Source organism: Herbaspirillum sp. Her4 (assembly GCF_057961335.1).
In genome coordinates this window covers 1,144,335-1,163,496 of record NZ_CM176330.1, presented here as the reverse complement: position 1 = coordinate 1,163,496, position 19,162 = coordinate 1,144,335, and the positions used below count along the sequence as shown (strand labels likewise).

Sequence of the window (19,162 nt, the reverse complement as noted above, 5' to 3'; positions counted from 1 at the left end):
CGTCCCCAGGGTCAAGATTCGACAGCAAGTCGCCGGGAGGGACCCGGCAGTTCATCAAGGCACGCTCGCTAACGCCGCGTCGAGCGCGCCGGCCCGGAACAAGATCGAAAACTTGGACAATGAACTAGCAGCGAGGAAAGCAGCACATGGCTAACATCCTGGTCGTCGATGACGAAATGGGTATCCGCGAATTGCTCTCAGAAATTCTGGGCGATGAGGGGCATGTCGTGACCACTGCGGAAAACGCGCAGCAGGCACGCGAGCTTCGCCAGGCCGGAGTCCCCGACCTCGTGCTGCTCGACATCTGGATGCCCGACACCGACGGCGTCACGCTCCTGAAGGAATGGCAACGCGATGGCCTGTTGACCATGCCGGTCATCATGATGTCCGGCCACGCCACCATCGACACTGCCGTCGAGGCCACTCGCATCGGCGCACTGAACTTCCTGGAAAAGCCGATCGCGCTGCAAAAGCTGCTCAAGGCCGTGCAGCAAGGGCTGTCACACAGCCGCGAAGCGGTGCGTCCGGCCAGCTATCGCCCGGCCCCGGTGGCCGCCGTGGCCAATGGTGCAGCCGACGGCCTGCACACCCCCGAACACGTCGCCCCTGTGGCCGCCTACGCCCCGGCCATGGGCAGCGAACCGCTGCATCACGGCACGCCAGCCGCCACACCCTTCGGACAGGTGGCCGACAATGCCGCCAACATCTCCTTCGACCTGCCGCTGCGCGAAGCCCGCGATGCCTTCGAGCGCGCCTACTTCGAATACCACCTGGTGCGCGAAAACGGCAGCATGACGCGCGTGGCCGAACGTACCGGCCTGGAACGTACCCACCTCTACCGCAAGCTCAAGCAGCTCGGGGTAGAACCGGGCAAGCTGGCGCGCAAGAATCACTGAACCGCCACGGCATGAACAACAAGACAACGGGATCGCAGCGCGGTCCCGTTTCTTTTGGTAGTCTGATCACGTTTTGGGGGCAGTCCGCCACAGGGTGTGGCGGCGTCAGAAATTTCCTGATGTTCTTTTACGTCCGACAGCGGCATGCTGAAGGCGTGATGAGGCTTGCCAGGCCGCAACCCGGCCTGCTGCAGCGCGATGAACTTCCAGGCGAGCTTGTCATCTATCTTCAGCAGGTGACGGTGCATCATGAAGAAACATGCAAGATTTCGTGCATGCGGAAAGGCAACACGGCAGGCATCAAAGTTTTTCGGACAAACTGCCGTCAACAGACTCAGGAACGCAAGCGACGCGGCGTTCCGCGAGGGAGCTGTATCGAAGTAGCAGAGATGCACACGAGGCGCGGCCCAGGTGAAGGGTCTTGAAATTTACGGTGAAGGCGCCACTTCCTTTTCGAAGCAGTATTCCAGCATAAGGAGTCACTATGAACCTGATCTACAACAGTGAGCAGTATAGCGTCGTCGAATTCGGTGCCGATTCCGACCACGAAGCCCTGCGCTTCGGCGGCTACGAGATCATGGACAAGTCCGGCCAGCGTGAAATCTACATCGATGGCCCGGCGGCCGAACTGTTCCGCAAGGATGTCCAGGAACTGATCGCGTCCGAACCCACCATGGACGATATCGACAACTTCCTGAGCCGTTACGACGTGATGATGCGTCATCCCATGACCTTGCACTGATCGGGTCAAGCACTCCCGCTTTACAGGCAATGACGCCGCGCCCCCCGCGCGGCGTTTTCTTTTGGTCAGCTTGCCATCAGCGGCGCGCACGCGACGTCCATTAAAATGGCGTTTTGCCGCCTTGACCACCTTGTCGTGAATTCATCCCCCATCAGCAGCGCCCAGACCGGCGTGCATGAGCAACTGGCCACCCTGGTGGCGCGCCACGCCGATCCCGCCCATCCGTTCCGCAAACCCGTCACCGATTACAACCAGCGCGCCTTCGATGCCAGCATGGCGGCCTGGCGCGCCGCGGGCGAGCCGCCGCTGATCCTCGACACCGGCTGTGGCGTGGGCTTGTCGACGCTGCACCTGGCGGCGCGCTACCCGGATCATTTCGTCATCGGCATCGACCAGTCGGCCGACCGCCTGGCCCGCAACACGCATTGGGATGGTCCGGAACCGGCGAATCTCTGCTTCGTGCGCGCCGACCTGGTCGATTACTGGCGGCTGGCGCATGAAACCGGGCTGCGGCCGGCGCGGCACTACCTGCTCTACCCCAATCCCTGGCCCAAGATCGGCCACCTGGCCCGGCGCTGGCAGGGCCATCCGGTGTTTCCCTTCATCGTGGCGCTGGGTGGACAACTGGAATGCCGCAGCAATTGGCAGATTTATGTCGAAGAATTCACTTCGGCCCTGAACCAGCTATCTGGCGGCACTTTCCGTACCGAAGCCTGGCAACCCGATCAGCCCATCACGCCCTTCGAGCGCAAATATCTCGCCTCAGGCCACACGCTGTGGCGCGTCGCAGCCGATCTGGATGCGCAGGCACTGACGGGCCGCAGCGCATGACGCTCCCCGTCATCGCCCTGGTCCTGGCCGCTGCGCTGCTGCACGCTTCCTGGAACGCCCTGCTCAAGAGCAGCCACGACCGCCTGGCGTCACTCTCGCTCATGACCCTGGGCGCGGGGCTGGGCGCGATCCCGCTGGTGCTGTGGCGACCGTGGCCGCAAGCGGAGAGCTGGTTCTACATCCTGCTCTCGGGCCTGCTGCACACCGGCTACAACCTGTTCCTGATCCGCGCCTACCGCATTGGCGACTTCGGCCAGTCCTATCCGATTGCGCGCGGCTCTTCACCCTTGCTGGTGGCGCTGGGGGCGGCGGTCTTTGCTGGCGAGCAGCTGGGCATCTATACGGTGATCGGCATCGCCCTGGTCTCGCTGGGCATCGTCAGCCTGGCCAACCTGCGCGCCATGCGCCAGCGCGAGCACCTGTCCGGCCCGCTGGCAGCCCTGGCGACCGGAGCCTTCATCGCGGCCTATACCATCACCGACGGCATCGGCGCGCGGCTGGCGGGCGACGCCATCGCCTATGCGGGCTGGCTGTTCGTCGCCGACAGCATCCCGCTGGCCCTGCTCTACCAGTACAAGCATGGACGCTCGCCGGTGGTGCTCTCGCACAAGGACACCTGGATCGGATTGGCGGGCGGCGTCATGTCGCTGCTGGCCTATGGCATCGTGATCTGGGCCGTGACGCTCGCCCCCATGGGCATGGTCTCGGCGCTGCGTGAGACCTCGGTGCTGTTTGCGCTCCTGATCGGCACGCTGTTCCTGGGCGAGAAGCTGACGCTGCGGCGGGTGCTGTCCTGTGCGGTCATTGCGGCAGGAGCCATCGTGCTTGGGGCGCATCACTGAGCCTGCAACGAAAATCGCCGGGATTGCTCCCGGCGTTCTCGTTTGCGGCGTACTGCGTGATGGCTTACAGCACCTTGCGCAGGAAATCGCGCGTGCGCTCATGGACCGGTTCACCCAGCACCTGCTGCGGCGGTCCTTCTTCCATGATGACGCCCTGGTCGATGAAGAAGACCCGGTCCGCCACTTCACGCGCAAAACCCATCTCGTGCGTGACCACCACCATGGTCATGCCTTCTTCGGCCAGCTGCTTCATGACGGTCAGCACTTCGCCCACCAGTTCCGGGTCCAGCGCGGAAGTGGGTTCATCGAACAGCATCACCTTCGGTTCCATCGCCAGTGCGCGGGCAATCGCCACGCGCTGCTGCTGGCCGCCGGAAAGCTGGTTGGGGAAGGCATCGATCTTGTCCAGCAGGCCGACCTTCTGCAGCAGCTTCTCGGCCACCAGGACCGCGTCGCGGCGCGACAGCTTCCTCACCTGCATGGGCGCCATGATCAGGTTTTCCAGCACCGTCATGTGCGGGAACAGGTTGAAGCGCTGGAACACCATGCCCAACTCCGCGCGCAAGGCATTCAGGTTGACCTTGGGGTCATTGAGCTTGACGCCTTCGATGAAGATGTCGCCATCGCTGACTTCTTCCAGTCCGTTGAGGCAGCGCAGGAAAGTGCTCTTGCCCGAGCCCGAGGGCCCGATCACGCACACCACTTCACGCGCGCGGATCTCGCAATCGATGCCGCGCAGGATGTGCGCCTGGCCGAAGCGCTTCTGCAGTTGGTTGACCTTGATCATCGTGCTCATCGTGCATCTCCCTTGCCGTAACGTGCTTCCAGATGACGTACCAGCGCCGCCAGCGCCAGCGTGATGACCCAGTAGATCACCGAGATGGTCAGGTACGGCTCCCAGTAACGCGCGTAGGCACCGGAGACGGTACGCGCCGCGTAGGCCAGTTCAGCCAGGCCGATGGCCGAGGCCAGCGAGGAATCCTTGACGATGGCAATGGCATTGTTGCCCAGCGGCGGCAGCATGCGGCGGAAGGCCTGCGGCAGCACCACGCGGCGCAGCGTGCCCAGGTAGCTCATGCCCAGCGAGCGCGAGGCTTCGCTCTGGCCACGGTCGATGGACTGGATGCCGGCGCGGAAAATTTCCGACACATACGCGCCCGAGTTGAGCGTGATGGCCAGCACCGCCGAAGCGAAGGCACCGTAGTGCGAGCGGATCTCGCGCGCCAGGTCACCCGAGAGGATCAGGCCGCCGCTGGGGTTGATCAGCATCGGCATGAGCGCGAAGTGGATCAGCAGGATCTGCACGAACAGCGGCGTGCCGCGCAGGAAGCTGACGTAGAAGCGAATCGGCCACTGCACGCAGTAGCACAGAAAATATTTCCAGAAACCATGGCGTGCTTCGGCCAGGCGGCCCACGCCCAGCACCAGGCCCCAGCAGGTGCCGGCGATCACGCAGATGATCGCGGCCTTGAGGGTCATCCAGGTGCCTTCGACGAACAGCGGCGCGTACTCGCCGATGATTTCCCATTGGAAGAAGGAATGCATGATGAATCCGTTCAAACGGAGGTGTTGAGAAAAGCGGAGAAGCGGAAAAAAGCGGAACAGGCGATACCGACGAATCCGGCAACACCAGCAGCCCACCCCGCAAGACGGCACGGGGCGGCGCTTTCAGGCTAGTGCCCGGCCTCTGGGCCGGTGCACCGGAAGGCTTACTTCAGCGGCAGGGTCGGCACTTCGCCGTCGAACCAGGTCTTGTAGATCTTGGCGTAGGTGCCATCGGCGACGATCTGCTTCAGGCCGGCGTTGATCTTGTCCAGCAGTTCCTTGTTGCCCTTCTTGACGGCGATGCCGAAGTACTGGCGCACGAACTTTGTGTCGCCGACCACCTTGAATTTCTTCTCGGGATGGCTCTTGATGTAGAACTTGATCACGCCCACATCGCCCACGGCCGCATCAACGCCACCGCGATACAGTTCTTCCAGCATCAGCACGGTGTTGTCGAAGCGGTGGATGGCGGTGCTGGCCTTGCCCAGTTCTTCGGAGACCACGATGTCACCGGCGGTGGAATTGACCACGGCCACTTGCGTCTTCTTCAGGTCGGCCAGCGAGGCGATCTTGGCATCGGCGTTGGTGATGATGACTTGTTCGGCCGGGAAGTACGGCAGCGAGAAGTCGACCATCTGGGCGCGCTTGTCGGTGATGGTGATGCCGGAGATGATGATGTCGCGGTCACCCTGGCCGAGGGTGGCGAAGATGCCTTCCCAGGGCGTGCTCACCAGCTGGATCTTGAAGTTGGAAGCTTGCGAGATGGCCTTGATCAGGTCGATGTCGAAGCCGACCAGTTCCTTCTTCGGGGTTTCGAATTCGAAGGGGCGATAGGTACCGCCGGCGCCGACCACGTAGGTCTGGTCAGCGGCGAAGGTGCTGCCGGCAGCACAGGACAGGGCCAGCGCGCTGGCGGCCACGGTGAAGAATTTCTTGAGAGACATGATGACTTCTTTCTGACGGAGGAGTAATCCGGGAGAGCAAGATGCGTGCGCACCCCGCTGTCGCCCCCGGCGTGCGAGCGCTTCCCGGCACGCGGGAATGCGGGGTGATTACCCTGCTCCCGCCCACCGGACGCGACAAAACCCTGAATGATCGGGCATTGCCCGCAATCCTTCAACCTCCAATTGCAGACGATGAGAGCCGTCAGCCAAACTCAGCGCATCAGTGTGGATTTTCCGAACAGACTTTCGACCAGGTCCACCACCACCTCCGCCGTCTGGTTGCGCACATCGCAGGCCGGATTGAGTTCCATCACGTCCAGTGAAGCGAGGCGGCCGGTATCGGCAATCATCTCCATGCACAGCTGGGCCTCGCGATAGGTCGGCCCGCCCAGCACCGCCGTGCCCACCCCTGGTGCCAGTGCGGCATCGAGGAAATCCACATCGAAACTCACGTGCAGATGGGTCTCCGGGCCCATGCCGGCCAGCGCCTCCTGCATGGTGGCGCGCATGCCGTATTCATCGATGTGGCGCATGTCGAAGACGCGCACGCCCAGTTCGCGCAGGTGGCGCTTTTCTTCACGGTCCACGCTGCGGATGCCGATCTGGCAGATCTGCTGCGGCTGCATGGCCGGCGTCTGGCCCCCCAGCCGGACCAGCGCTTCGGGCCCCACGCCCAGCAGACAGGCCACCGGCATGCCGTGGATATTGCCGGTCGGGGTGGACTGGCTGGTGTTGGCATCGGCATGGGCATCCAGCCACAGCACGCGCAAGTCCTTGCCATGCGTGCGACAGTGACGCGCCACGGCAGCGATCGACCCGACCGCCAGCGCGTGGTCGCCGCCCATGAGCAGCGGGACTTCACCCTCGGCCAGGCTGCCCGATACGGCATCGAAGACGGCCTGGTTCCACTGCACCACCTGTTCCAGATGGCGCAAGCCCTGTACCGGCGGCTGCTGCGGATTGGCCGGACCGCCCAGGTCGCCGCCATCGATGACTTCCAGTCCATGCTGCTGCAGGCTGCGCTGCAGCTCGGCCACGCGCAGGGCGGCCGGTCCCATGGAGGCACCACGGCGGCTGGCGCCTACGTCGGTGGGGGCGCCCATCAACCTGATCTTGTTCATGCGTTTGCCTGCTCCTTGTAGGGAAGAACGGGGATGGCCAAGCCATACAAGTCCTTGGGGTTGTCCAGTACGGGGACCAGATCGATCTGCTGCGCGTGATGCGCATCGATATGGTCATCCAGGTAGCGCAGCGCCGAGAAATCCTCCAGCGCGAAACCGACCGAATCGAAGACCGTCACCTCATGGGCATCGCGGCGGCCCAGCGAGATGTCGGCCAGCACTTCCCACAGTTCGGTCACCGCAAAGTCCGGCGGCATCTGCTGCACTTCCCCTTCGATACGCGATTGCGGTGCGAATTCCACCACCACGCGCGCTTTCTCCAGCACGCCGCGATGCAGTTCGGTCTTGCCGGGGCAATCGCCGCCGACCGCATTGAGGTGCATGCCCGCTTCGATCATGTCCGGATGCACGACCACTGCCCGGCGCTTGTCGGCGGTCACGGTGGTGACGATGTCGGCCCCCGCCACCGCCTCGGCCGTGCTGCGCGCACGGATCAGCCGCAATGCAGACCAATCGCGCAGATTACGCATCAGCTTGTCCGTGGCGGCCGGGTCGACATCGAAGAGCCGCATTTCCGTGATGCCCAGCTGAGTATGGAAAGCGATGGCCTGGAACTCCGCCTGCGCACCATTGCCGATGAGCGCCATGCTGCGGCTGTCCGGGCGCGCCAGATGATGTGCTGCAAGTACCGAGGTCGCCGCCGTGCGCAAGGCCGTGGTCAGCGTCAGTTCCGACAGCAGGCGCGGATAGCCGCTGGCCACCTCGGCCAGCACGCCAAAGGCGGTAACCGTCAACAAACCCTGGGCCGTATTGGCGGGATGGCCGTTGACGTACTTGAAGGCATACCAGCGTCCATCCGAAATGGGCATCAGCTCGATCACCCCGCGCGCCGAGTGGCTGGCCACGCGCGCGCTCTTGTCGAATTGCGGCCAGCGCAGGAAGTCCTCGCGCAGATACTGCACCATGCCGCCGATCACCTCCGGCAAGGGATGCGTGGCCAGATGGGCTTGCAGGTCCGACGTTCCGATGTACTTGACCATGATGCATCAGCCTCTTGTGCAAAGGCTGCCTCGGCAGTGGCGATGGATGAAATCTTATCCACAACGGAGCGAAACAGGCTTTCGTTTTTCGTCATGATTTGCCATGATGACGAAATATTATTTCGTGGCGATGAATCTCATGGACAAGATCGACATCAAGATCCTGGAACTGCTGCAAGCCGACGGCCAGATCAGCAACGTCGACCTGGCCGAGCGCATCCACCTCTCGCCGCCGCAGTGCATGCGGCGCGTGCGTGCGCTGGAGGAGCAAGGCGTGATCCGCCGCTATGCCGCCCTGGTGGCACCGGCCGAGGTCGGGCTCAATGTCACGGCCTTCGTCTCGCTGTCGCTGGACCGGGCGCAATTCAAGCAGGTGCGCGCAGTGGAAAAGGTGATCAAGGCCTTTCCTGAAATCGTCGAGTGCTACACCATCTCGGGCGACTTCGATTACCTGCTCAAGGTGGTCTCGCAGGATCTCAAGAGCCTGTCGCACTTCCTCACCGACCGCCTGATGCAGGTCCCCGGCGTGGCCGGGCTGCGCTCCATGATCTGCCTGGAAGAGGTCAAGCCGACCTCGCCACTGCCCATCACCCTGCCCCCGCGATAGGTCCGGGCACTCCACAAAAAAACAGGGCCGCCCCGAAGGACGGCCCTGTTTCTGCATCACGCGGCGTGTGCCATGCCGCTCAGATCTCCACCTTGGTGCCCAGCTCCACCACCCGGTTGGCCGGGATGTGGAAGAAGTCCGACGGCTTGGCACCGTTCTGGTACATCCAGGCAAACAGGCGCTCGCGCCACAGCGACATGCCCAGGAGCTTGCTCGGCACCACCGTGTCGCGCGCCAGGAAGAAGGAGGTATCCATCAGGTCGAAGTGATGGCCGAACTGCTGCTCGGTCAGCGTCATGACCTTCTGCACTTCCGGTGCTTCCTTGAAGCCGAAGGCGGCGCGCAGCAGGTAGACGTCGCCGCCCAGGTCCTTCATGGTCAGGCGCTCGCTGTCGGCCACGTAAGGCACGTCCCAGATGCTGATCTTCAGGAAGAACACGCGCTCATGCAGGATGCGGTTGTGCTTCAGGTTGTGCAGCAGCGCGACCGGGACGGTGGCGATATTGCCGGTCATGAAGACGGCGGTACCGCCCACGCGATGCGGCGGATGCGCCAGCAGGCCTTCGATGAAGGGCTCGATGGGAATGCCGTCATCCTTGATGCGCATGCGCAGCAGCATGCGGCCCGAGTACCAGGTCATCAACAGGAAGAAGGCCGCGCCGCCGATGACCAGCGGGAACCAGCCACCCTCGGTAAGTTTGAGCAGGTTGGCCGCAAAGAAGGCCACGTCGACCACCATGAAGCAGCCGATGGCCACCACAACGGCCGGCATGCGCCACTTCCAGATGTGGCGCATCACCACGCCCAGCAACATGGTGGTGATCACCATGGTGGTGGTCACGGCCACGCCATAGGCGGCGGCCAGGTTGTCGGATTTCTTGAAGGCCAGCACCACAGCGACCACCAGCACCAGCAGCATCCAGTTGATCAGGGGAATGTAGATCTGGCCCTGTTCATCCTCGGAGGTATGCAGGATGCGCATGCGCGGCACGAAGCCCAGCAGGATGGCCTGGCTGGTCAGCGAGAAGGCCCCCGAGATCACCGCCTGCGACGCAATCACGGTGGCGCAGGTGGCCAGCACCACCATGGGCAGCACCAGCGGATCGGGGATCATCAGGTAGAAGGGATTCTTGATCGCATCCGGATTGGCGATCAGGTTGGCGCCCTGGCCGAAGTAATTGATCAGCAGCGACGGCATGACCGTAAACAGCCACGCGTAGCGGATCGGCTTGATGCCGAAGTGGCCCATGTCGGCATACAGCGCCTCGGCCCCGGTCAGCACCAGCACCACCGAGCCCAGTACGATGAAGGCCTGCAGCGAATGCTCGGCCATGAAATGCACGGCGTAATACGGATTGATCGCCACCAGCACCTCGGGCGCCTTGACGATGTTGTAGAGGCCCAGCAGCGCCAGCGAGAAGAACCACAGGAACATCACCGGCCCGAAGAAGCGGCCCACCACGCTGGTGCCATGCCGCTGGATCAGGAACAGGATCACCACGATCACCAGCGTGAGCGGAATGACCGCATGCGCCGTACTCGGCGCGGCGATCTCCAGCCCTTCCACCGCCGAGAGCACGGAGATGGCCGGCGTGATGACGACGTCGCCATAAAACATGCAGGCACCGAAGACGCCCAGCATCATCAGCAGCTTGGCGCGCGGCGAACCTGAGATGGCTGAGCGCAGCGACAGCGCCATCAGCGCCAGCACGCCGCCTTCGCCGTTGTTGTCGGCGCGCAGCACGAACATCACGTACTTGATGGTGACCACGATGGAGATCGACCAGAACAGCATCGAGATGATGCCCAGCACTGCGCCCGGAGAAAACGCGATGCCGTGGTCGGGGCTGAAACATTCCTTCAATGCGTACAGCGGGCTGGTACCGATATCGCCGAACACCACACCCAGCGCAGCCAGGGTAATCAGGTGGAATTTGGTCGACCGGAGGGAAAGGCCTGAATTGGTATGAGATGAACCCATCTTGCTCCCTTTGCTTCTTCAAATAGAGTGCCGGCGGACAGGTTCTGGGGGCAGACGCCACCCTCGGCGGGGAGGGCTGGCCACTGTCCGGGCAGGACGCGTACTTTAGCGCACTCTACCCGTGGTGCGCTCAAAATGCCGCTGACGACATCCTGACGTTGCGCGCGCGCCTCTCGCCTGGCTTGCGGAACTTGACAGCCGCGCACGGACGCGGTTCCGGAATTGCACTGCCGCAAAAACCTTCATATTGCCTGGAACCAGCGTGGGGCAAGGCTTTGCGGCCCATACAGCGGCCGCATATCGATATGCGGTAATCGAGTTTTTCTTTCTCCCTTGCCCTTTATATACTCCGAACGAATAAAGAACCGCGTTTTACCACCACGACGGTTCTAAGCCGACACCGCACATCCACTGCCGGATTCTCCACCGAACCCGGCCGACCCCCACCGCACAGGACACCATGACTACACGACTCTCTTCCAAAGGGCGCCTGCGGCGTCTCTTTACCACCACCCTGGCGCTGTCGCTGCTGGGCGCGCCGCTGGTGGCGCGCGCCGAAGGCACGATCCGCATCGCCCAGCAATTCGGCATCGGCTACCTGATCCTCGACGTGGTGCAGGACCAGAAGCTGATCGAAAAATATGGCAAGCAGGAAGGTGTGGACATCAAGGTCGAGTGGACCAGCCTGTCGGGCGCCACCGGCATGAACGAAGCCCTGCTGGCCGGGGCGCTGGACGTGGTCTCGGCCGGTGCGCCGCCGGCCCTGGTGCTGTGGGACCGCACGCGCGGCCGCCAGAACGTCAAGGCGATTGCCTCGCTGGGCTCCATGCCCAACTACCTGCTGAGCAACAATCCCAAGGTCAGGACCATCAAGGACTTCAGCGACAAGGACCGCATCGCCGTCCCGGCCGCAGGCGTCGGCTTCCAGTCGCGCACGCTGCAGATCGAGACCGCCAAGGTGTTCGGCAAGGAAGACTTCAAGCGCTTCGACAGCATCAGCGTGAGCCTCTCGCATCCGGATGCCACGGCGGCCCTGATCGCGGGCGGCTCGGAAATCAATGCGCACTTCTCCAGCCCGCCCTTCCAGTACCAGGCGCTGGAAAACAAGAACGTGCACAAGGTCATCAGCTCCTACGACATCATGGGCGGCCCGGCGACCTTCAACGTGCTCTACACGACGCAGAAATTCCACGACGAGAACCCCAAGACCTACCGCGCCTTCTACAAGGCGCTGGTGGAAGCGGCCGAGTTCGTGCGCAACAACAAGGCCAAGGCGGCCGATACCTTCATCCGCGTGCAGAAGTCCAAGCTCTCGCCGGCGTTCGTGCGCAAGATCGTGGAAGACCCGGAAATCAACTTCACCGTCTCGCCCGAGCGCACCTTCGTCTATGCCGAGCAGCTGCATGCGCTGGGCGTGCTGAAGAATCGCGCCAGCAGCTGGAAGGATTACTTCTTCGAGGAAGCGTATGCACAACCCGGCAGCTGAAACCGCCAGCGTGAGCGCCGCAGCCAGCCTGCAGCCGCTGCTGCAGGTGGACCGCGTGAGCCTGCAATACCGTACCGCCACGGCCGTGGTGCAGGCCACGCATGAAGTCAGTTTCGACGTGCATCCGGCGGATCGCTTCGTGCTGCTGGGGCCGTCGGGCTGTGGCAAGTCCAGCCTGCTCAAGTCGGTCGCGGGCTTCCTGCCACCGGCCGGTGGCGAGATCCGTCTCGATGGCCAGGTAGTGCATCAGCCGGGGCCGGACCGCATCGTGGTGTTCCAGGAATTCGACCAGCTGCCGCCGTGGAAGACGGTGCTGCAGAACGTGATGTTTCCGCTGCTGGCCTCACGCACGCTGGGCAAGCGCGAAGCCGCCGAGCGCGCGCGCCATTACCTGGAGAAGGTGGGCCTGGCGCGCTTTGCCGATGCCTATCCGCACACGCTCTCGGGCGGCATGAAGGCACGCGTGGCGATTGCCCGCGCGCTGGCGATGCAACCCAAGATGCTGCTGATGGATGAGCCCTTCGCCGCCCTCGATGCGCTGACCCGCCGCAAGATGCAGGAAGAATTGCTGGCCCTGTGGGATGAGGTGCGCTTCACCCTGCTGTTCGTGACGCACTCCATCGAAGAGGCACTGGTGGTGGGCAACCGCATCCTGCTGCTCTCGCCCCATCCGGGCCGCGTGCGCGCCGAGATCAACAGCCATCAATACGACTTGTCCAGCCTCGGCGGCGTGGGCTTCCAGCAGACCGCGCAGCGCATTCACCGCCTGCTCTTCGATGAAGGCGGCGAGACCAGCGCGGCCAGCACAGCGGCACCGGTCATCAATTTCAGCGATGTCTGTTTTTCTTACTAAAGACCGAAATACGCCATGCCCCAGACTCCCCCGATCCGCGACGAATACGAACTGCCGCTGACTCCCCTGCCCGGCCTGGTACTGCAGCGCCAGTTCTCGCTGCCGCAACGCATCTGGCAACAGGGCTGGGTGCGAAAGGGGGCCATCCTGCTGCTGCTGGCGTTGATATGGGAAGTCGTCGCGCGCTGGCAGAACAATGTCCTGCTGCTGCCGACCTTCCTGCAGACCGCGCAGGCCTTCATCGATGGCCTCAAGACGGGCGAACTGTTCGGCAAGACCTGGCTGTCGCTGCAGGTGCTGCTGAAGGCCTATCTGCTGGGCATCGTGGCAGCCTTCGTGCTGACCACGCTGGCGGTGTCGACGCAATTCGGGCGCGACCTGCTGGGTACGCTCACCTCGATGTTCAACCCGCTGCCGGCCATTGCGCTGCTGCCCATCGCCCTGCTGTGGTTCGGCCTGGGCCAAGGCAGCCTGATCTTCGTGCTGGTGCATTCGGTGCTGTGGGCGCTGGCGGTCAATACCTATGCGGGCTTCTTGGGGGTCTCGGACACCCTGCGCATGGCCGGCCGCAACTATGGCCTGCGCGGCCTGGGCTTCGTGCTGCAGGTACTGGTGCCGGCCGCCCTGCCCTCCATCCTGGCGGGATTGCGCATCGGCTGGGCGTTTGCATGGCGCACGCTCATTGCTGCAGAACTGGTCTTCGGTGCCACCAGCGGCAAAGGCGGACTGGGCTGGTACATCTTTCAGAATCGCAACGAACTCTATACCGACAAGGTCTTCGCCGGGCTGGCCATGGTGATCCTCATTGGCCTGCTGGTAGAGAACCTGGTCTTCAATACGCTGGAACGCGTGACCGTGAAGAAGTGGGGCATGCAGCGCTGAGCATGCTGCACGGCCATGCTGGCTGTTGCAGGAAAGTTAGTTGCGTTTTCGGACTTACAGCAGCGACAGCTGGTTCGGATCCTCGCGCCGCCGCGATTGCGCCTTGCGGCGCGGGTCGATGACCTGGCCGATATCGCGGCCCTCGGTGGAAATGCCCTCGATGGCCAGCAGCAGTTTCTTGACGTGCAGCCCGCCAGCAAAGCCGGTCAGTTCGCCGCCGGTGCCGATGACACGATGGCAGGGCGCGATGATGGAAATGGGATTGCGGCCATTGGCAGCCCCCACGGCGCGCACCGCCTTGTCGTTGCCGAGCTGGCGTGCGATATCGAGATAGGTGCGGGTCTGGCCATAAGGGATGTCGAGCAGGGCCGACCACACCTGGCGCTGGAACTCGGTGCCTTCGAAATGCAGCGGGATGTCGAAGCTCTCGCGTTCGCCGGCAAAATATTCGCGCAGCTGATGTTCGGTTTCGATCAGGACCGGACGGTCTTCATCTTCCACCATTTCACCCAGGCGCACGCGCAGGGAATCATCGTCCTCCCACAGGATGGCCGCCAGGTGATCCCCCTTGGCCACCAGCTTGAGCAAACCGGCCGGGGAGGCCATCAGCTTGTACGCGTATTCCATTGGCATCTCTTTTGTTGCGTTGAGGGGGCTGATTCTACTGTGTCGGCAGCGAGATGGGGAGGCATTCTCCCAATGAAAACAGGGCGCTGCCTTCCAGCAGCGCCCTGCACATGAGGATGCTTCGCTTCACACCGTCAACACCGACTGCCCGCTCTCGTTCAACGCGTCATACACCCGCGTGCACACGCGGCAAAACAGATGGCTGCGCTTGACATGGTGATGCCGCAGCACCAGCTGCAGCGCCACGCCTTCGCAATGCGGGCAAGCCTCGCGCATCGGGCCCACCGGCGTGACCTCGGCGGCCAGGTAGCCATTGGGGGTCATGATGCCGTCCACGACTTCGCGCGGATCCAGTTCCACCAGTTTCAACAGCAGGGGTGTGGTGCGCTGGTGGTAGCGCGCGCGTTCGCGCGGGGGAACGAGGGGACTGAAGGGCAGGGGCGGGGACGATCGGACATCCGGTTGCCGGGTGGCCATGCTCATGGGTATCTCCTGGGTGAGAACTGCTGAGACTGTTCGGATCTGCGTGAGAAGGAAGGGCGCGCGCCACTTCCGGGTGCCGCATCCGCGCTGGCTGTTGTCTCCTGGTGGAAGCAGCTGGCGGCGCGACGAGTCTTTACTCTAGTCGGCGCAGCGACGGACTTCAATGGCCACTCGCAAAGAAATTTTGTGTTGTCTGGACTGCAATTGCTCAGGTACTGGTTATCATCGGCCAGGCAAAAAATTACGCGACGGATTTTCGAATTTGCAAGCAGAACGGCCCATGACTTTGCTTTCGCGGCATCCTGAGCGGCTGCATGCCCGAACTGCTACAAATCATCCCATTGGCTCTACAATCTCAGCATGACAACGCTCAACGACATCGAAGCCGCCGCCCTGCGGCTGCAAGGCCAGATCCTGGAGACGCCCTGTGTGGAATCGCGCACGCTGTCCCAGATCGTCGGCGCCCAGGTCTTCCTGAAATTCGAAAACCTGCAATTCACCGCCTCCTTCAAGGAACGCGGTGCCTGCAACAAGATGGTCGACGTCGCCACCAGCGAAGGCGGTGCGCGCGGCGTGGTCGCCATGTCGGCGGGCAACCATGCACAAGGCGTGGCCTATCACGCACAGCGGCTGGGCTTGCCAGCCACCATCGTGATGCCGCGCTTCACGCCCGGCGTGAAGATCGAACGTACACGCGGCTTCGGTGCCAATGTCGTGCTGCATGGCGACACCCTGGAAGCGGCCCGCACCCATGCCTACGAGCTGGCCGAAAAAGAGGGCCTGACCTTCGTCCACCCCTACGACGACGAAGCCATCATCGCCGGGCAAGGCACGGTCGCGCTGGAGATGATGAAGGCCGTACCGGACCTGGATTGCCTGGTGGTCTCCATCGGCGGCGGTGGCCTCTTGGCCGGCATGGCCGTGGCCGCGCGCGCCATCAAGCCGGAGATCGAGATCGTGGGCGTGCAGACGCGCCGCTTCCCGACCATGGTCAATGCCGTCAAGGGGACCGAGCACCCGGTGGGCGCCAGCACCATCGCCGAAGGCATCGCGGTCGGCACACCCGGCACACTCACCCGCGCCATCATCGCGCGCGAAGCCGACGAGCTGCTGCTGGTCGATGAAGGCGATATCGAACAGGCCGTGCTGATGCTGCTGGAAATCGAAAAGACCCTGGTGGAAGGGGCGGGTGCCGCCGGACTGGCCGCGCTGGTGCGCTATCCGGACCGCTTCCGTGGCAAGCGCGTGGGGCTGGTGCTGTCGGGCGGCAACATCGATCCGCTGTTGCTGACGGCCATCATCGAACGCGGCATGGTGCGCGCCGGACGGCTGGCCCGCGTCAAGGTCAGTTCACGCGACGTGCCCGGCACGCTGGCGCGCATCACCGGCATCGTCGCCGAGGCTGGTGCCAACATCGACGAAGTGCACCATCAACGCGCCTTTACGCTGTTGGCCGCGCAAAACGTGGATATCGAACTGGTGCTGCAAACCCGTGGCCGTCCGCATCTGGCCCAGGTGCTGCAAGCCTTGCGCGCGGCCGGCTTCGAGGCCGAAGAGCTGCACTGACCGCAGGCCTCGCCGCCGCGCCGGATCTCGGGTTCAGCGGCGGCGATGGAACCGGATCTTCTGTTCCAGCGGCGGCAGGGCATCACCGCTATCGCCACAGCCATCACACGCACCGCCGCCACAGCCCCCGCTTTTGGCGGGCGGCAACCAGCGCCGGCCCAGTGCCTGCCACATCCCCGCACGACGACGCATCAGCCAGCTCGCCAGCCGCGCCTGCCAGCGCCAGCTTGCCGAGGGTGCCAGCTTGCGCAGCATGTAGAGCGCACTGGCCGTGACCAGCGCGGCAATGACCGCGTATTGCCACCACAGCGTGTGATTCATGCCAGCCACCTCGCGATGTTGTAGGTCAGGAAGGACGCGGCATAGGCCAGTACGAACATGTAGCCGAAGGACAGCGCCACCATGCGCCAGGACTGCGTCTCGCGGCGGATGATGGCCAGCGTGGACATGCACTGCGGCGCAAAGGCGAACCACACCATCAGCGACAGCGCACTGGCCAGCGAGATGTGCGCAGCCAGCGCGCTTTGCAGCGCCGCGCCTTCTTCACCGCCCACCGCATAGACGGTGGCCAGCGTGGCCACGGCGGTCTCCCGCGCGGCGAAGGCGGGGATCAGCGACAGGCTGATCTGCCAGTTGAAGCCCAGCGGAGCGAACAGCATTTGCAGGCTGTGGCCGATATAACCGGCGATGGAATAATCGATGGCGGCGCGGGTCGCGCCCTCCGGTGCCGAGGGGAAGGTGCAGATGGCCCACATCAGCACCGTCAGCGCCAGCATCACGCCGGTCAGGCGCTTGAGGAAGATGGCACCGCGTTCCCACAGGCCCAGCGCGATATCGCGCCCATTCGGCAGGCGATAGGAAGGCAGCTCCATCAACAGCGCGCGCTCCTGGCGCGCATTGCCGATGCGCTTGGCCACCCAGGCCACCAACATGGCGGCGGCAATCCCCGCCACATAGAGACAGAACAGCGCCAGCCCTTGCAGATTGAAGATCCCCAGCACCGGACGATGCGGAATGAAGGCACCGATCAGCAGGGCATACACCGGCAGGCGCGCCGAACAGGTCATCAGCGGCGCGACCAGAATGGTCGCCAGCCGGTCACGCGGATCGGTGATGCTGCGCGTGCCCATGATGCCGGGAATGGCACAGGCGAAGCTGGAAAGCAGGGGAATGAAGGAACGTCCCGACAAGCCCACCGAGACCATCAGCTTGTCCAGCACGAAGGCCGCGCGCGGCAGGTACCCGGACTCCTCCAGCAGCAGGATGAAGAAAAACAGCACCAGGATCTGCGGCAGGAAACCCAGCACCGTGCCCAGCCCGGCCAGCAGGCCATCGGTGACCAGCCCGCGCAAGGGCCCCTCCGGCAGCCACTCGCCGACCACGCCGCCGAGCGTGCCGAAACCATCGGCAATGGCGTCCGTCATGGGCTTGCCGATGGCATATACCGCCTGGAACACCAGGAACATGGTCAGCGCCAGCAACAGCACCCCGAACACAGGATGCAGGGCCACGCGGTCGATCGCATCATCGCGGCGGTCGGTCGGGGCCGGCATCACCACGGTATCGGCCAGCAGGGCGCGCACTTCCACGTGCAAGTCATCCGGTTCTCCGGCGGCCGGGGAGGGCACGGGGGCCTGCGTATCGATGGCCGCCACCAGCGCGCGCGTGCCGCCGCGCCTGACCGCGATGGTCTCGACGACCGGCATGCCCAGGCGCTGCGACAGCGCCGCCACGTCGATGCGGATACCGCGCCGGGCGGCTGCATCCATCATGTTCAGCGCCAGCACCATGGGCCGGCCCAGGCGGCGCACCTCCAGCACGAAGCGCAGGTGCAGGCGCAGGTTGGTGGCATCGGCCACGCAGACGATCAGGTCCGGCACCGTCTCGCCGGGATAGCGGCCGGCCAGCACCGCCTGCGTCACGCGTTCATCAGGGCTCACCGATTGCAGGCTGTAAGCGCCCGGCAGGTCCATCACACGTACATGGCGTCCGGAAGGGGCGGTGAAGGCACCCGACTTGCGCTCCACGGTCACGCCCGCGTAGTTGGCGACCTTCTGGCGCGCGCCAGTCAGCTGGTTGAAGAGGGCGGTCTTGCCGCAATTGGGATTGCCCACCAGGGCGATGTTGAGGGCGGCGCTGCTCATGCCGCCGCTCCCGCAGCCAGCGTCACGCGCTCGGCTTCGGCACGGCGCAGGGCAAATCGCGTCGAGCCGATCTGGACCACGATGGGATCGCCGCCAAAGGGCGCGCTGGCCACCACCCGCACCGGTTCACCGCGCACGAAACCGAGGTCGCGCAGGCGCGCGGCCACGGCATCGGCGGGTTGAAGGTCAGTCACCTGGTCGACGATGGCACCGACCCCCTTGGCTAGTTCAGTAAGACGCATGGTTTTTCTTCTGATCAGGATTCAGGAACGATTCTCATTATATTCCTTCACCCTGATGAACGCCTGACGGCTGCTGACCGGCAGCGCCCCGCCCGGCCTTGTCCGACGCGGCTGCGGCGATATGCCGCAGCGACCGCCGCGCAATCCTCTCCAAAGTGTTGGATTAAAGATAATGAAAGAAACGCAACTTCATCATTTTCTTTTATCATCTGAACAATAATTTCGGCAATCATGTCGCTTCTTCGCCGAAGCCCGTTGAAATTTCCATGCGTAAATTTTTGCAGCGCACTATACTTATTTTTGTTTCCGCAGGGAAACGCATGACCGGCT

At 63.6% G+C, this 19,162-nt stretch carries 22 protein-coding genes; 9 read left to right on the top strand and 13 right to left on the bottom strand.

All coding sequences use genetic code 11. The features are described from left to right. Positions 1-146 precede the first annotated feature (146 nt). On the top strand, positions 147-896 hold the full coding sequence (locus ACWFUC_RS05295; RefSeq protein WP_489624294.1) for a response regulator: 750 nt from the start codon (positions 147-149) through the stop codon (positions 894-896). Here ACWFUC_RS05295 and ACWFUC_RS05290 read toward each other — a convergent pair. After that, the gene (locus ACWFUC_RS05290) at positions 890-1,147 is read right to left on the bottom strand and encodes a hypothetical protein (RefSeq protein WP_489624293.1); all 258 of its coding nucleotides are present in this window, start codon (positions 1,145-1,147) and stop codon (positions 890-892) included. The genes ACWFUC_RS05295 and ACWFUC_RS05290 overlap by 7 nt on opposite strands. Positions 1,148-1,380: 233 nt before the next feature. Between ACWFUC_RS05290 and ACWFUC_RS05285 the strand changes: the two genes are divergently transcribed. The 3 genes from ACWFUC_RS05285 (at position 1,381) to ACWFUC_RS05275 (ending at position 3,311) form a co-directional block, all read left to right on the top strand. Beyond that, on the top strand, positions 1,381-1,638 hold the full coding sequence (locus ACWFUC_RS05285; protein ID WP_034332163.1) for a BTH_I0359 family protein: 258 nt from the start codon (positions 1,381-1,383) through the stop codon (positions 1,636-1,638). 135 nt (positions 1,639-1,773) lie between these two features. Further along, positions 1,774-2,469 (top strand): tRNA (guanine(46)-N(7))-methyltransferase TrmB, encoded by a 696-nt coding sequence (gene trmB / locus ACWFUC_RS05280; protein ID WP_489624292.1) that lies wholly within the window; start codon positions 1,774-1,776, stop codon positions 2,467-2,469. Beyond that, positions 2,466-3,311 carry a DMT family transporter gene (locus ACWFUC_RS05275; protein WP_343725829.1) on the top strand — a complete coding sequence of 282 codons (846 nt, stop codon included), beginning with the start codon at positions 2,466-2,468 and terminating at the stop codon, positions 3,309-3,311. Before trmB ends, ACWFUC_RS05275 begins: the two co-directional genes overlap by 4 nt. 64 nt (positions 3,312-3,375) lie before the next feature. Here the strand turns inward: ACWFUC_RS05275 and ACWFUC_RS05270 are convergent, their stop codons facing one another. The 5 genes from ACWFUC_RS05270 to ocd all read right to left on the bottom strand — a co-directional run bounded on the left by ACWFUC_RS05270 (position 3,376) and on the right by ocd (position 7,961). Continuing rightward, positions 3,376-4,098, bottom strand: a complete 723-nt coding sequence (locus ACWFUC_RS05270; protein ID WP_034332173.1) for an amino acid ABC transporter ATP-binding protein — start codon at positions 4,096-4,098, stop codon at positions 3,376-3,378. Positions 4,099-4,103: 5 nt separating this feature from the next. Beyond that, entirely contained in the window at positions 4,104-4,856 is a 753-nt protein-coding gene (locus tag ACWFUC_RS05265) for an amino acid ABC transporter permease (protein ID WP_034332175.1), read from the bottom strand. 164 nt (positions 4,857-5,020) lie between these two features. After that, positions 5,021-5,800 (bottom strand): basic amino acid ABC transporter substrate-binding protein, encoded by a 780-nt coding sequence (locus ACWFUC_RS05260; RefSeq protein ID WP_121037266.1) that lies wholly within the window; start codon positions 5,798-5,800, stop codon positions 5,021-5,023. Between the two features lie 212 nt (positions 5,801-6,012). Further along, positions 6,013-6,921, bottom strand: a complete 909-nt coding sequence (rocF, locus tag ACWFUC_RS05255; RefSeq protein ID WP_489624291.1) for an arginase — start codon at positions 6,919-6,921, stop codon at positions 6,013-6,015. Further along, the gene (ocd, locus tag ACWFUC_RS05250; RefSeq protein WP_489624290.1) at positions 6,918-7,961 is read right to left on the bottom strand and encodes an ornithine cyclodeaminase; all 1,044 of its coding nucleotides are present in this window, start codon (positions 7,959-7,961) and stop codon (positions 6,918-6,920) included. Before ocd ends, rocF begins: the two co-directional genes overlap by 4 nt. 139 nt (positions 7,962-8,100) lie before the next feature. Between ocd and ACWFUC_RS05245 the strand changes: the two genes are divergently transcribed. Beyond that, a complete protein-coding gene (locus tag ACWFUC_RS05245; protein ID WP_083859554.1) occupies positions 8,101-8,568 on the top strand; it encodes an Lrp/AsnC family transcriptional regulator in 468 nt (155 codons plus the stop codon). A 79-nt stretch (positions 8,569-8,647) separates the two neighbouring features. On the opposite strand, the gene ACWFUC_RS05240 is transcribed toward ACWFUC_RS05245, so the two are convergent. Continuing rightward, positions 8,648-10,549 (bottom strand): potassium transporter Kup, encoded by a 1,902-nt coding sequence (locus ACWFUC_RS05240; protein ID WP_134221000.1) that lies wholly within the window; start codon positions 10,547-10,549, stop codon positions 8,648-8,650. Positions 10,550-11,009: 460 nt separating this feature from the next. Between ACWFUC_RS05240 and ACWFUC_RS05235 the strand changes: the two genes are divergently transcribed. From ACWFUC_RS05235 to ACWFUC_RS05225, 3 genes are read left to right on the top strand one after another with little or no spacing between them, the layout of a single operon-like run. Further along, a complete protein-coding gene (locus ACWFUC_RS05235; RefSeq protein WP_402707507.1) occupies positions 11,010-12,035 on the top strand; it encodes an ABC transporter substrate-binding protein in 1,026 nt (341 codons plus the stop codon). Continuing rightward, positions 12,016-12,888 carry an ABC transporter ATP-binding protein gene (locus ACWFUC_RS05230; protein WP_489624289.1) on the top strand — a complete coding sequence of 291 codons (873 nt, stop codon included), beginning with the start codon at positions 12,016-12,018 and terminating at the stop codon, positions 12,886-12,888. Before ACWFUC_RS05235 ends, ACWFUC_RS05230 begins: the two co-directional genes overlap by 20 nt. Positions 12,889-12,903: 15 nt before the next feature. Then, positions 12,904-13,770, top strand: a complete 867-nt coding sequence (locus ACWFUC_RS05225) for an ABC transporter permease (RefSeq protein ID WP_489624288.1) — start codon at positions 12,904-12,906, stop codon at positions 13,768-13,770. A 54-nt stretch (positions 13,771-13,824) separates the two neighbouring features. Here ACWFUC_RS05225 and ACWFUC_RS05220 read toward each other — a convergent pair whose 3' ends face one another. Together ACWFUC_RS05220 and ACWFUC_RS05215 are read right to left on the bottom strand one after the other, a co-directional pair. Then, entirely contained in the window at positions 13,825-14,397 is a 573-nt protein-coding gene (locus ACWFUC_RS05220; protein WP_489624287.1) for a methylated-DNA--[protein]-cysteine S-methyltransferase, read from the bottom strand. Positions 14,398-14,523: 126 nt separating this feature from the next. Continuing rightward, complete coding sequence (locus ACWFUC_RS05215; RefSeq protein ID WP_489624286.1) at positions 14,524-14,880, bottom strand: hypothetical protein; 357 nt, start codon at positions 14,878-14,880, stop codon at positions 14,524-14,526. 360 nt (positions 14,881-15,240) lie between these two features. Between ACWFUC_RS05215 and ACWFUC_RS05210 the strand changes: the two genes are divergently transcribed. After that, positions 15,241-16,446 (top strand): threonine ammonia-lyase, encoded by a 1,206-nt coding sequence (locus tag ACWFUC_RS05210; protein ID WP_489624285.1) that lies wholly within the window; start codon positions 15,241-15,243, stop codon positions 16,444-16,446. A gap of 33 nt (positions 16,447-16,479) precedes the next feature. Here ACWFUC_RS05210 and ACWFUC_RS05205 read toward each other — a convergent pair whose 3' ends face one another. From ACWFUC_RS05205 to ACWFUC_RS05190, 4 genes are read right to left on the bottom strand one after another with little or no spacing between them, the layout of a single operon-like run. Then, positions 16,480-16,767, bottom strand: coding sequence for a DUF6587 family protein (locus ACWFUC_RS05205; RefSeq protein ID WP_121037291.1), 288 nt, complete (start codon positions 16,765-16,767; stop codon positions 16,480-16,482). Next, positions 16,764-18,590 carry a ferrous iron transporter B gene (gene feoB / locus ACWFUC_RS05200; protein WP_489637475.1) on the bottom strand — a complete coding sequence of 609 codons (1,827 nt, stop codon included), beginning with the start codon at positions 18,588-18,590 and terminating at the stop codon, positions 16,764-16,766. Before feoB ends, ACWFUC_RS05205 begins: the two co-directional genes overlap by 4 nt. After that, positions 18,587-18,832 (bottom strand): FeoA family protein, encoded by a 246-nt coding sequence (locus ACWFUC_RS05195; protein ID WP_034332290.1) that lies wholly within the window; start codon positions 18,830-18,832, stop codon positions 18,587-18,589. Before ACWFUC_RS05195 ends, feoB begins: the two co-directional genes overlap by 4 nt. Positions 18,833-18,879: 47 nt before the next feature. Then, complete coding sequence (locus ACWFUC_RS05190; RefSeq protein WP_134220994.1) at positions 18,880-19,065, bottom strand: hypothetical protein; 186 nt, start codon at positions 19,063-19,065, stop codon at positions 18,880-18,882. Between the last annotated feature and the right edge of the window lie 97 nt (positions 19,066-19,162).

Coding starts and splice junctions, on each gene's coding strand:
- ACWFUC_RS05295 (WP_489624294.1), top strand. CDS start 147: ATGGCTAACATCCTGGTCGTCGATGACGAAATGGGTATCCGCGAATTG.
- ACWFUC_RS05290 (WP_489624293.1), bottom strand. CDS start 1,147: ATGATGCACCGTCACCTGCTGAAGATAGATGACAAGCTCGCCTGGAAG.
- ACWFUC_RS05285 (WP_034332163.1), top strand. CDS start 1,381: ATGAACCTGATCTACAACAGTGAGCAGTATAGCGTCGTCGAATTCGGT.
- ACWFUC_RS05275 (WP_343725829.1), top strand. CDS start 2,466: ATGACGCTCCCCGTCATCGCCCTGGTCCTGGCCGCTGCGCTGCTGCAC.
- ACWFUC_RS05270 (WP_034332173.1), bottom strand. CDS start 4,098: ATGATCAAGGTCAACCAACTGCAGAAGCGCTTCGGCCAGGCGCACATC.
- ACWFUC_RS05265 (WP_034332175.1), bottom strand. CDS start 4,856: ATGCATTCCTTCTTCCAATGGGAAATCATCGGCGAGTACGCGCCGCTG.
- ACWFUC_RS05260 (WP_121037266.1), bottom strand. CDS start 5,800: ATGTCTCTCAAGAAATTCTTCACCGTGGCCGCCAGCGCGCTGGCCCTG.
- rocF (WP_489624291.1), bottom strand. CDS start 6,921: ATGAACAAGATCAGGTTGATGGGCGCCCCCACCGACGTAGGCGCCAGC.
- ocd (WP_489624290.1), bottom strand. CDS start 7,961: ATGGTCAAGTACATCGGAACGTCGGACCTGCAAGCCCATCTGGCCACG.
- ACWFUC_RS05245 (WP_083859554.1), top strand. CDS start 8,101: ATGGACAAGATCGACATCAAGATCCTGGAACTGCTGCAAGCCGACGGC.
- ACWFUC_RS05240 (WP_134221000.1), bottom strand. CDS start 10,549: ATGGGTTCATCTCATACCAATTCAGGCCTTTCCCTCCGGTCGACCAAA.
- ACWFUC_RS05235 (WP_402707507.1), top strand. CDS start 11,010: ATGACTACACGACTCTCTTCCAAAGGGCGCCTGCGGCGTCTCTTTACC.
- ACWFUC_RS05230 (WP_489624289.1), top strand. CDS start 12,016: ATGCACAACCCGGCAGCTGAAACCGCCAGCGTGAGCGCCGCAGCCAGC.
- ACWFUC_RS05225 (WP_489624288.1), top strand. CDS start 12,904: ATGCCCCAGACTCCCCCGATCCGCGACGAATACGAACTGCCGCTGACT.
- ACWFUC_RS05220 (WP_489624287.1), bottom strand. CDS start 14,397: ATGGAATACGCGTACAAGCTGATGGCCTCCCCGGCCGGTTTGCTCAAG.
- ACWFUC_RS05215 (WP_489624286.1), bottom strand. CDS start 14,880: ATGAGCATGGCCACCCGGCAACCGGATGTCCGATCGTCCCCGCCCCTG.
- ACWFUC_RS05210 (WP_489624285.1), top strand. CDS start 15,241: ATGACAACGCTCAACGACATCGAAGCCGCCGCCCTGCGGCTGCAAGGC.
- ACWFUC_RS05205 (WP_121037291.1), bottom strand. CDS start 16,767: ATGAATCACACGCTGTGGTGGCAATACGCGGTCATTGCCGCGCTGGTC.
- feoB (WP_489637475.1), bottom strand. CDS start 18,590: ATGAGCAGCGCCGCCCTCAACATCGCCCTGGTGGGCAATCCCAATTGC.
- ACWFUC_RS05195 (WP_034332290.1), bottom strand. CDS start 18,832: ATGCGTCTTACTGAACTAGCCAAGGGGGTCGGTGCCATCGTCGACCAG.
- ACWFUC_RS05190 (WP_134220994.1), bottom strand. CDS start 19,065: ATGATTGCCGAAATTATTGTTCAGATGATAAAAGAAAATGATGAAGTT.